Source organism: Veillonella parvula (assembly GCF_018378075.1).
Lineage (GTDB): Bacteria > Bacillota > Negativicutes > Veillonellales > Veillonellaceae > Veillonella > Veillonella parvula_K.
This window is the reverse complement of record NZ_JAGZYE010000005.1, coordinates 23,659-35,109: the sequence shown is the minus strand read 5'-3', so window position 1 is coordinate 35,109 and position 11,451 is coordinate 23,659. Positions and strand designations below refer to the sequence as shown.

Below are 11,451 nucleotides of genomic sequence, written 5' to 3'. Positions count from 1 at the left end.
ATTATATGATTAAGTGTTGCTAGTTTTTATACGCGACCTTCGTTAGGATTATTGTATGCGTCTTTATCGATGGTTCCCATAATTTTGTCTACTACCAAAGCATTTGTTAATGACCCAGATACGTTCAAACATGTACGTCCCATGTCAATCAATGGATCGATAGCTAGAATTGGACTAATGGAGGTGAAGTACGCTCCAAGTCCTGTACCACTAAGGGATACAGATGCCGCCATTGTAGCCGTACCTGGCACGCCTGCGATACCAACAGAACCAATAGCAATAACGATAACACTCATGATATACATAGTCATATCGAATGGAATATTGGCTACATTAGAGATGTACACCACAACAAGTGCTGGGAACACGCCGGCACAACCTTGCATGCCCGCAGTAGTACCGAAGGAAGCTACTGTATTAGCAGTTGTAGCATTTACACCAAGACGTTTTGTTAAAGTCTCTACAGTTAATGGCAATACACCCATCGAAGAACGAGAAGTGAACGCCAATAAGAGTGGTGCTTTCGCTTTCTTGAAGTATGTAATCGGATTGTAGCCAAAGCTAGTAATCAAGATTGCTTGTACGACAAACATAATCAAAAGACCAACGTAAAGCAATACTACGAACAAGCCCATATCAAGAATAGCTTGTACACCGCGTGTTGCCAATGTAGAAGCTAACAAAGCAACTACACCATATGGCATAAGACCAATGATGAAATCAGCTACCCAGGAAATCAATTGGTGAAGTTCATCAAATAGTTTTGTGAACACCTCCATAGAGTTTGTCCCTGTTTGTTTTAATAGACGAGCTACGCTACCCAAGATAATTGCAAATACGACAATGCCGATAACATTTGTTTCAGCAGCCGCTTGAATTGGATTGCTTGGGATTAGTGCTCGGAATGTATCAACCATAGGTTTGATTTCACGAATCTTCTTGCCAGATTCAACAATATCAAAACCTTGACCTAAACCGAAAGCATTCCCCAAAATTAGGCCGACTATAGCAGCAACGGCTACCATGCCGAGATTTGTAGAAATCATAGCAACTACTAACTTTTTGAGGTTAGCACCTGCCTCCATGTGCAAAATAACGTGAACAATAGAGATAAAAACGATAGGAATAACAAGCATGCGGATTAAGTCGATGAAACCGCCCCCTACGAGAGAGAACCACTTTGTACTTTCCTTGATGTAAACCACTTTGGATGGATCATCAGGGAAGCCTGCAATAATTTGGACCGCTATACCAAGTACGGCACCAACAATAGTACCAATAATAACGAGATTACCGAAGGATGTGCCCTTGCGTTGCAATACATAAATACCTATTAACACGAGCACGAACACCGCGATAATACCAATACTTAGTGGATTGCTTAACATGAGGTAATCTGTAAAGAATGGAATATTCATAATACACCTCTTTAATTCATATCACAACAATAGGTTATGAACTTAGTATAGCATATATCGAAAAAAATACAAGTATAATATTTAATTTTTGGTAATATTTAATGTATTCTGTAATATATACACCAAAAAGGCGATTTTCCAGAAGAAAATCGCCTTTAGTAAATCTAGCTATTATATTATCTGTTAACTAAGATATAGGTTACTTGGATAGGACCATGAGCACCATCTACAGTTACCAATTCGATATCCGCCGTACGGGACGGACCAGAAATCAAGCAGATATTTGTAGGGAACTTAGCTGGATCGTTGTGATACCGTTCAGCCAAATGTTCCATTGTTTGTGTCATGCGAGGGTTGATTGTATCAGTATACAACACAGCAATATGTGTTGTAGGCAACAAGCTAATCACACGGCCAGAGTCCTCACCAGAAGCTTGTACTACAGTAGCAGTCTCCGCAATACCGCAGTATGGGAATGTAATACCAATATCAGCATTAGCAGTATTAGAAATACATTCTTCACGACCTTTAGCTGGATCCCATTGGAAGTATGTACGAGTGCCGCCATTATTAGCTGCATCTTGTTCGAACAATTCTTTTAATTTATATTCTTCTACTTCAGGAGAGCTTGGGAATACAATTTTACCGTTTCCCCAGTCTTCGATAGCTGCCAAAATTGTTTCACCTAGTTTGTCAGGTGTAGTTTCAACGAATTTTGTACCAACACGTTGACATTGTTCCTTAAACATTGTCAAAATTTGATCCCGACTCAAATCTTGGAACATAGTTTCTTGAGGACCATGGCTATAATCAAAGCCTTCTACAAAAGCAGGGCACATTTCTTGATCACGGCCTAATGCACGAGATAAACGTGCAATAAATTGATTACGTTTAGCTACATCCATTATTTTTTCTCCTTCTTCTTGTTCTTTTCATGTTCAGCATATAAATCACGGAATTTCTTGAATTTCAAGGAACCCAACTCTTTAGACTTAGTCCAACCGTTCATAACTGGAATAGCTTGAGTCCATTCAGGCATGTTACCTTCTTTATTACTAATTAAGTTCATACCGATAGCACCAGCTTTTGTGCCAAGATCAAATAATGTTGCATTACCAAACATCTTAGCAGCTGCTGTGAAGATAGCTTCTTCTGCTTTTGGACGAGTCTTTTCAATATCAGCCATGATATGACGGTGCTCCATCAACAATTCATGCAATGGAATAGCTACTGGACAGTTTTCTGTACATGCACCGCATAATGTAGAAGCATATGGAAGATCGCCGGCTACATCGTAACCTTTGAATAATGGAGTCAATACAGCACCCATTGGACCTGGATATACAGAACCATATCCATGACCGGAAACGTGACGGTATACAGGACAGATATTCATACATGCACCACAACGGATACAACGTAGCATTTCTTGGAATGTACCACCCAAGATGCCAGAACGGCCGTTATCAATAATGATGATATGAGTTTCTTCAGGACCATCAGCTTCACCAGGACGCGCAGGACCAGTCATCATGGAGAAGTAGTTAGAAATCTTAGAACCTACTGCAGAACGGTTCAACATTTCCATCATAACATCAAGAGCTTTGAAATCAGGAACAATACGTTCTGTACCTAAGAAAATTAATTGAGTCTTAGGAATAGAACTAGCCATACGACCGTTACCTTCGTTGGAAACGATTGTACATGTACCAGATTCAGCAACTGCAAAGTTACAACCATTAACACCTACATCAGCTTTTAAGAAGCGCTCACGTACATAACCACGTACAAAGTGAGTCATTTCCGTAGGGTTTTCAGTTCCTGTATAACCTAATTTTTCAGCAAAAATTTCACGGATTTTGTTACGTTCAAAATGAAGACCTGGTACTACGATGTGAGATGGAGGACTTACTGCAGTTTGCAAAATAAATTCAGCCAAGTCAGTTTCGTTAACTTCAATACCAGCTTCTTCTAATACTTCGTTCAAACCAATTTCTTCAGTTAAGATAGTTTTGGATTTAACGATCATTTTTGCTTCGCGTTGGCGAAGGATATCTAATGCAATTTGAGTCGCTTCTTTGTCATCGAACGCAAAGTGAACTTTAGAACCAGCTTTTTCAGCATTGTCAGCAAATTGACTTACATAGTAATCCAAGTTGTTAAGTACGTGATCGCGAATTTTAGCCGCTTCAGCGCGGAAATCTAACCATTCAGGAACATCCGCAACTACTGTATTACGTTTATCATAAAACACGTCTTGTGCTTTTTTAATAGCTGCAACTTTGAAATCGTCAGCCAAACATTCTTTTATACGTGTTTTATAGGGGCGATTGTCATATATAAGTGCCATGTCGTCTCCTCCTTAACGGCAGTTTAAGATTTCAGCAATATGCATAACTTTGATACGGCGATCAATTTCGCCTTCTTTATGAAGACGATCAAGCATACCAGCGATGTTCATTAAGCACGCTTGGTCAGAACCGGAGATAACGTTGGCACCTGTGCCAGCAATTTCCAATGCTTTTTCGCGTGTCATAACTTCACTGATTTCAGGGTTTTTAACTGAGAAAGTACCGCCGAAACCACAGCAACGATCTGCACGTGGTAATTCAATCAAGTTGATATCTTTAACGTTTTTAAGGAGTTTGAAAGGAGGCTCTTTAATGCCCATCAAACGAGTTACGTGGCAAGATGTATGGTATGTAACGGATTCGTTAAAACGAGCCCCTACATCTTCAACACCTAATACGTCAGTAATAAATTGAGTGAATTCGTAAATTTTACCACTCAATCTTTCTGCGCGCGCCAACCACTCTGGTTGATCTTTTAAGAAATGATGATATTCATCGCGGATTGCAAAAGCGCAAGAACCGGACATGCTGACTACATATTCAGCGTTCTCAAAGCATTCGATTGTATTCTTAATTGCGTCCATAGCCGCGTCATTATAACCGGAGTTAGTGAACATTTGTCCACAGCATACTTGTTTCTTAGGTACTACAAGCTCACAACCTAATCTTTCAAGTACTTCTACACCAGCCATACCTACATGAGGGTAGAACATGTCAATCAAACACTGTTGGAAAAGATGAATTTTCATATTATCTTCCTCGTCTTTTCTAGTACTTAACCTAATAAAAAATTTTGATATGTATGTGTTATGGCAATTTTTAGTAGTGAATTTTTCGACTAAATTTCTGCCCTGAACATTACTTATGCTTTCAAATAAATATTCAAAAGCTCATCGCTATAATTATAAATTAATCATGTAGATATTGTCCAAAGAATTGCTATATTCGTATGTACCCTTTTATTTCTTATATCGTTATGACTTTTTGTAATAACAAACATTGAATTTTATCACATCTATTATTTCATTTATCATTTTTTCTTGTAAAAGCCCCATAAAATCTAGATTTTGCGAATGTTTATCATTTTGCATTTTTAACTACTAGAAAATCAACTTTTATCTATATTTCATTTTATATTTATATAATGGTACTCAAATTTTCAAATTCATGTAAGTTTTATCCTTATAGATTACATTTTCTTATAGTAGTGTATAAATTTAAAAAGTGTTATAATTTATTTTATATAAGTATAGTTTGAAAGGAGCCCTTTTCATGAAACTAAATAAATTATCTTTGTCTTTAGCAATTACATTGGCCCTTGGTTCTACATTCAGCATGGCTCACGCTGAAACAACTGCGACTCATATAAAATCTGAAGTATCTAATGTGGCTACTAGAGCTGAGGTATCTGCTAAAGCGGATGAACACCGTGTTGATACATCTGTTAAAAACGATGCTAAACGTATTGATACATCCGTCAAAAATGATGCTAAACATGGTAGCACAGTTGTAAAACGTGATGCAAAATATGCTGATGCATCCGCTAAAAACGCTGCTAAACGCACTGATACATCCGTAAAAAACGATGCTAAACGCGTTGATACTTCTGTAAAAAATGACGTTAAACGCATTGATACTTCCGTAAAAAATGATGTAAAAGAAGATGCTGCAAAGGTAGAAGGTAAAAAAGTTGTAAAAACTAAAGAAAACTTACCTACTGGTGTATACCCTGACACAAAAGATAACTGGGCTCGCGATGCTATCCAAGCAATGACACAAGCTGGTTACCTTTCTGGTTATGCTGATAATACATTCAAACCTAGTGCACAAATTACTCGTGAACAAGCAGCTGCTATTTATGGCAAAGTGCTACAACACAACTTAAACGAACAAGAATTAGCAGAGATTGCAACAAAAGAATCCTCTACCTCCTACTCTGACGTGGAAGCAGATCGTTGGTCTAGCTCTGCTATCAAATTAGTTAGTGCTGCAGGCGTAATGGAAGGCACATCTAAAACAGCTTTCACACCTAGCAAAACTATGGACCGCGAACAATTCGTTGCATCTGCTGCTAGTCTAGCTAAAAAATTGAATCTTTCTACACCTGTAAAAGCAGAAAAAGTAACATTCAAAGACGAAGCTAGCATCTCCTCTGCTTACTTGGCAGATATCCAATACATGGCACAACGAGGCATCGTAGCATCTGGGGCAACAGAAAACTTTAACCCTAAACAACCTGTAACAAGAGCACAAGCGGCAACAATCTTGAACCGCATGCTTAATGGTGCTGGCCTTGCAACACCGAAACACAGTACAACTGAAGCTAAAGCTGAGACAGCTGTAAAAGAAGATGCCAAAAAAGCTGATACAGCATTAGAGAAAGATACATCTAAAGTAAGTAAAGACGCTAAAAAGGATGTAGCTAAAGCTGATAAAGCTGTAAAATCTGATGCAAAAAAAGTTGAAAAAGACGTAAAAGGCAATAAAGATGCTGCAGTAGCTGAAAAAGCTGAACCTACTCGCACCGTTCGCCCTGTTCGTCGCAGCACACTAAAAGCACTTGATCAAAAACAACAAGCTGCATTAGAAGACAAAGTATTTTCTGAATTAAATAAAACTTATAAAACAGAAGATGCATTCCAAAATTATGGCGTAATGTACTGGCGTGACAATCAATTACACGTAGCTTTGAAAACAGACAGCGATATTTCCACAGTAAAAGCTAACCTTGCAAACCGTGGTGATTCTACTGTAAATAACTATGTTGTAGTTGAATCCTCCCAATACAGCCAAGCTGAATACGATGCAATCGATACAAACTTCCGCAACTACTACAACAAAAATGAAAAAGCAGGTACAATTCTAGCTACATTCCCTGATGTAGAAAATAACCAACTTTACGCAGTTGTATCTACAGCATCTAAAGAAACACAACAAGGGATCTCTAAATTATTCGGTTCCAAAGTAAAAATGACAGTAAAACGCTAATCGGCGTTACACTTAACCAGCCAAGGCAGCGTATACTCGACAGTACTACGCTGCTTTGTTGTATATCACTATGCATGCCAACTAATTGACTATGATGCGACGGATATAACTTTTTATGCTGGTGAAAGTTTATATTCTACGGCTATCAAGCGCTAGCCTTTACCATGATTAGGAAGGATTTTTATGTACAAGAATACCCCTCACGCATTACGTGCCCTCGTACTCGGCACATTATTAACTACAACAGGCTTTGGTTTTGCTTCTGCAAACACAACCACTACAACTCATGCTCCTGCAACTACTGTTGAAGCCACTAAAATGGAAACAACTAAAGCACCAATGGCTAAAACAGATGCTACGAAGATGGAGACTACTAAAACAGAAGCGGCTAACGTTAAATCTACTAATACCGCATCACCTGCAATTGTAAACACCTCTATCGGTACACCTCAAGATATTAAAAGAATCCGCGCCCACATCTTTACAGATGTGCCTAGTGATTTTTGGGCAGCTAACTCGATTAGCACTGTAACAAAAGCAAACCTAATGAAGGGGTATTCCGATGGTACATTCCGACCTAACCAACCTATGACACGTGAAGAAGTAGCAGCGCTCTTCAACAATATCACGGATGATGGTACGGCCGCCTTTTTATCAAGTAAATTTAAAGATATTACATCTGACCGTTGGTCTGCTCTTGCTATTGAATCTGTAGCGCGCAAGAATATCATCAGCGGATATGGCGATGACACATATAAACCAGAAAAATATATGTCTCGCCAAGAGTTTGCTGTAGTAGCAGATAACTATATCCATTATTTAGGATATACCACTGAAGACCCAACAGTTCTTGATAATATATCCTATGGAGACCAAAAATTCGTGGCTCCTTGGGCACAAGATGCCGTTCGCGAGCTTGCCTATCTTGGGTTCACAAACTACGCTCCAGGTACATTGTTTAACCCTGAAAAATATGTAACTCGTGCAGAAGCCGCGGAAATTGCGTACCGCATGACACAAACAGAACAAGCACTTGCCTTCCACAACACATTGTTCAAGCAACAAGTAGAAAATAAAACAGCTAATATCATCGACAAAGCATTAGGCTATGGCAATGATTTCACCAAATTCCGTCAAGACGGGGCCCTCTTCTGGGAGGCAGGCCAATTACATGCATCTTTAACGGATCAAAAGAAAACTGACCTCGTCTCCAAAGCAATTACAGAAGCTCATGATCCACAGCTAGATAGAACTGTAGTCGTATCAAAAGGTAAATTAAATCAGGCCCAACTAGAGGAGTATCAATCCGATGCCATCGCCCTTTACCAACAAAAAGAACCTCAAGGAAAGATCCTTTCCATCTCCCCAAATACTGATACGAGTGCCCTTCTCATTACCGTTGATTCTATTCAAAAATCGACGTTGAAAGCATTTAAAAAGAAATTCCATGATAATGTATTCTTACAATTACCACCGGAACCGCTTACAAAGTCAGATGGAAATATTCAATTCCCATTACCGCCACGCGTAAACTATTATAACGACAAACAATAAAGTAGATAAAAAAAGAACCGCCCCCTTAGGAGCGGTTCTTTTCACAATTAAACAGCTGTTACTATACACACATAATCGAATTTACACAGTTCGATTATTTTTTTGTTACATCATTTTCGCGGTCACGCAAGATACCAACTGGTACATATACCGTACCTGCGCTATGGATTGAATCTACGTCTTGTTGCAAGATCATTACAACGGAATAATCATCTGTTGTGTAGAATTCAGTAGGCATTTTATCGATATTTACATCGCCACCTAATTTATCTTTCACATCTTGATTATTATTAATCGCATTCACCAATTCTTTTTTATTAAGACCACCAAGATCGTACAAGGACAATTGTCGACCTGTTGTGGTGTTAAATGTGAAGCCTTTTACATAGTTTACACCATTGGCATCATGATCACGCATTGTATACGTATGAATCAATACGCTGAAAATGCCGTTTTTATCTGTTTTAACATCATAGTACATAACTACATTTGTTTTATCAGATTCTTTAGCATTTAACTTTTCTACATCATTTTGTATTTTAGAAACATACTTTTTGATGGTCGTATTGATTGCTTTTTCTACCGCAGGGCTAACAGATTTAACCTCTGGGAATACTAAATCCAAATGATCTGTAGTAGATTCCACAGGTGATACAGCAACCTCTTTACGATCCATATAACGGTCCGCATTTGGAGCTACCACTTCAACTGCATTACGATCTACTTTAGACGCTTTAGAGCGCAACGCACGATTCTGCTCAGGTGTAGCAGTACTAGAAATACGATATGTTAAATCATTACGATTTACACGTTTCGCATTTGTTTGATTTGCTTGTACATTTACAGTATCTTGCGTTACAGGTATTACTTCGCTTGCTGCGAAGGAGACTACTGGCAATGCAGCAGCCATAATGATGAGTACAGACTGTTTTAATTTCATTGTTTAACCTCTTATTGTTCTTGCTCAGCTTTCATAGCAAGAGCTTCTTCTTTATTGAACTTGTGTGTAACAACACGGCGAACAAGATAGAGACCAGCGAATATGAATGCAAGCAATCCTAACCATTGTGCTGTGCTTTCAAATTCAGGACCTACTAATTCAAGTGGAGCTTCCCCACCACCAGTTGTAACAGACAATACAATAATAACAGCTATGATTACACCAATCAAGCTTTCACCAACGATCAGACCAGAAGCAAAGAGAACACCGCGGCGATTGGATTGCTCTACATCGTAGTCAGCAAGCTCACCGGCACGCATTTTAGCACGAGCTACAAGATAACGACCTACGAAGTAGCTGATGAAAGAACCAATAATAAGCGGTACTTCTAAAGTAGGTGGTAAATAAATACCCATACCAACAGCCAATGGAGGCAATGTTAAGGTAGCAGTTGTGCTCTTGAGAATCAAGTTGACGATAATTGCCACAACACCAACGCCAACGCCGATTAAAATATAATCCCAATCCATGCTAGAGTTGAAGATACCTTGCGCAATGGTAGTCATCAAAGTCGCTTGAGGAGCCGATAATGCAGCGTTTGGATCCATTTCAGCACGTGGTAACGCACCTGTGAAACCGTATGCTTGGTAAAGCAAGTTAAGAACTGGAGCAATTGCAATGGCACCGGCTACAGAACCAAGTAACAAGGCAATTTGTTGACGCCAAGGTGTAGCACCAACGAGTTGGCCAGTCTTCAAATCTTGTAAATTATCATTAGAAATAGATGCAATCGCAATAACTACGGATGTCATAAAGATAGCCATAGCAGTAGCAAACTGAACACCTTCTTGTGTAGCAAATAAATTATTTTCCGCTGCGATAAAGTATACAACTAAGGAAGAAATAATAGTCGCTAAAATACCGATACCAGAAATTGGAGAAGCAGATGTACCGATAAGGCCTGCCATATAGCCACATGCTGCAGCCACGAAGAAGCCAATCAATAAAGCTACTACGATACCTACTACAACGAGTGTCCACATTAAACCTGCACTAATAGGTACGACAGATACGAAATCCCAGAATGTAAATACTAAGCCAATAAGAATAAGTATGAATACACCTAAAACGGATTTTGTACTCATATCTGTATCCATACGATGCAATTCACGTTCTGCGGAGCTGCTATTCATGGATTTAACAGAAATTTTCATACCTTCGATGATAGGTTTGATTAAGGTAATCAAAGTCCAAATCGCAGCAATACCAATAGCACCAGCACCGATGAAACGAACTTTAGATTTCCAAATAGCCATTGCAAACTTAGCAGTAGCACCGCCATCTGGAGCAAACATGTTAGTGAAGTAAGGCACGAAGCCAGCCCATGCGATGAGTACACCGACGAGGATAGCGATACCAGAAGCGATACCGATAAGGTAACCAGCACCTAACAACGCTGTAGAGAAGCCCAAAGGAATTTGAGTAATACCTTTGCTACCTACAGGAATCCAGAAGCTCATGCTATCGCCAAGCACTTTGAAACCATTTGCACAAAGGCTAATAAGGCCAGCTACAAAGCCACCGGACACGATATCGGTCATACCGGAGCTAGATTGAGGGCCTTGTTCACCATTGTGAGAGCCAACTTTCAAAATTTCTGCTGCTGCACGGCCTTCTGGATATGGTAGATCACTATTCACTACCATAGCACGACGCAATGGAATGGTGAATAATACACCTAGACAACCACCGCATGCGCAGAGCAAAAATGTTTGCCAGAACGGAAAGCCATTCCAATACCCAAGCATGAGTAAACCTGGCAAAATAAAGATAATGGCGGACAATGTACCAGCGGCAGAAGCCTGCGTTTGTACCATGTTGTTTTCAAGAACGTTAGAATCCTTGAAGAACCGTAAAATCGCCATTGAAATAATTGCTGCCGGAATGGATGACGAGAATGTCAAACCTACCTTCAAACCGAGATATACGTTAGATGCTGTAAAAATAACAGTAATCAATGCACCAAGTAGCATCCCACGTAACGTCAGTTCCGGCAGATGAAGGTCATGGCTCGTAAAGTCATGTTTCATAAGTACTTACCTCCTCTGTGAAATCATAAACTTAAAACAATATACTAAGCTACTTCCATTTTATCGTGTTAAAGCGATGATTTCAATATATATGCGATATTTATAATGTA

General features: G+C 39.2%; 8 protein-coding genes. 2 read left to right on the top strand and 6 right to left on the bottom strand.

Features of this window, described 5'->3' with window-relative positions; all coding sequences use genetic code 11:
- Positions 1 to 26 precede the first annotated feature (26 nt).
- From KH286_RS05720 to KH286_RS05705, 4 genes are all read right to left on the bottom strand, one after another.
- Positions 27 to 1,418 (bottom strand): cation:dicarboxylate symporter family transporter, encoded by a 1,392-nt coding sequence (locus tag KH286_RS05720; RefSeq protein ID WP_077707741.1) that lies wholly within the window; start codon positions 1,416 to 1,418, stop codon positions 27 to 29.
- Between the two features lie 176 nt (positions 1,419 to 1,594).
- Positions 1,595 to 2,323 (bottom strand): LutC/YkgG family protein, encoded by a 729-nt coding sequence (locus KH286_RS05715; protein WP_077707742.1) that lies wholly within the window; start codon positions 2,321 to 2,323, stop codon positions 1,595 to 1,597.
- Positions 2,323 to 3,768, bottom strand: a complete 1,446-nt coding sequence (locus KH286_RS05710) for a LutB/LldF family L-lactate oxidation iron-sulfur protein (RefSeq protein WP_004694882.1) — start codon at positions 3,766 to 3,768, stop codon at positions 2,323 to 2,325. The genes KH286_RS05715 and KH286_RS05710 overlap by 1 nt, the downstream gene beginning before the upstream one ends.
- A 12-nt stretch (positions 3,769 to 3,780) precedes the next feature.
- Complete coding sequence (locus KH286_RS05705; RefSeq protein ID WP_004698263.1) at positions 3,781 to 4,518, bottom strand: (Fe-S)-binding protein; 738 nt, start codon at positions 4,516 to 4,518, stop codon at positions 3,781 to 3,783.
- Between the two features lie 523 nt (positions 4,519 to 5,041).
- On the opposite strand from KH286_RS05705, the gene KH286_RS05700 reads away from it, so the two are divergent.
- A complete protein-coding gene (locus KH286_RS05700; RefSeq protein WP_278617742.1) occupies positions 5,042 to 6,757 on the top strand; it encodes an S-layer homology domain-containing protein in 1,716 nt (571 codons plus the stop codon).
- Between the two features lie 183 nt (positions 6,758 to 6,940).
- Complete coding sequence (locus KH286_RS05695) at positions 6,941 to 8,311, top strand: S-layer homology domain-containing protein (RefSeq protein WP_101928535.1); 1,371 nt, start codon at positions 6,941 to 6,943, stop codon at positions 8,309 to 8,311.
- A gap of 94 nt (positions 8,312 to 8,405) precedes the next feature.
- On the opposite strand, the gene KH286_RS05690 is transcribed toward KH286_RS05695, so the two are convergent.
- Together KH286_RS05690 and KH286_RS05685 are read right to left on the bottom strand one after the other, a co-directional pair.
- Positions 8,406 to 9,251 (bottom strand): hypothetical protein, encoded by an 846-nt coding sequence (locus KH286_RS05690; RefSeq protein WP_004698216.1) that lies wholly within the window; start codon positions 9,249 to 9,251, stop codon positions 8,406 to 8,408.
- A gap of 11 nt (positions 9,252 to 9,262) precedes the next feature.
- Positions 9,263 to 11,341 carry an OPT family oligopeptide transporter gene (locus KH286_RS05685; RefSeq protein ID WP_278617741.1) on the bottom strand — a complete coding sequence of 693 codons (2,079 nt, stop codon included), beginning with the start codon at positions 11,339 to 11,341 and terminating at the stop codon, positions 9,263 to 9,265.
- Positions 11,342 to 11,451 lie beyond the last annotated feature (110 nt).

What these genes read in the sequence shown, in the direction of transcription:
- KH286_RS05720 (WP_077707741.1), bottom strand. Translation starts at nt 1,418, where the DNA reads ATGAATATTCCATTCTTTACAGATTACCTCATGTTAAGCAATCCACTA.
- KH286_RS05715 (WP_077707742.1), bottom strand. Translation starts at nt 2,323, where the DNA reads ATGGATGTAGCTAAACGTAATCAATTTATTGCACGTTTATCTCGTGCA.
- KH286_RS05710 (WP_004694882.1), bottom strand. Translation starts at nt 3,768, where the DNA reads ATGGCACTTATATATGACAATCGCCCCTATAAAACACGTATAAAAGAA.
- KH286_RS05705 (WP_004698263.1), bottom strand. Translation starts at nt 4,518, where the DNA reads ATGAAAATTCATCTTTTCCAACAGTGTTTGATTGACATGTTCTACCCT.
- KH286_RS05700 (WP_278617742.1), top strand. Translation starts at nt 5,042, where the DNA reads ATGAAACTAAATAAATTATCTTTGTCTTTAGCAATTACATTGGCCCTT.
- KH286_RS05695 (WP_101928535.1), top strand. Translation starts at nt 6,941, where the DNA reads ATGTACAAGAATACCCCTCACGCATTACGTGCCCTCGTACTCGGCACA.
- KH286_RS05690 (WP_004698216.1), bottom strand. Translation starts at nt 9,251, where the DNA reads ATGAAATTAAAACAGTCTGTACTCATCATTATGGCTGCTGCATTGCCA.
- KH286_RS05685 (WP_278617741.1), bottom strand. Translation starts at nt 11,341, where the DNA reads ATGAAACATGACTTTACGAGCCATGACCTTCATCTGCCGGAACTGACG.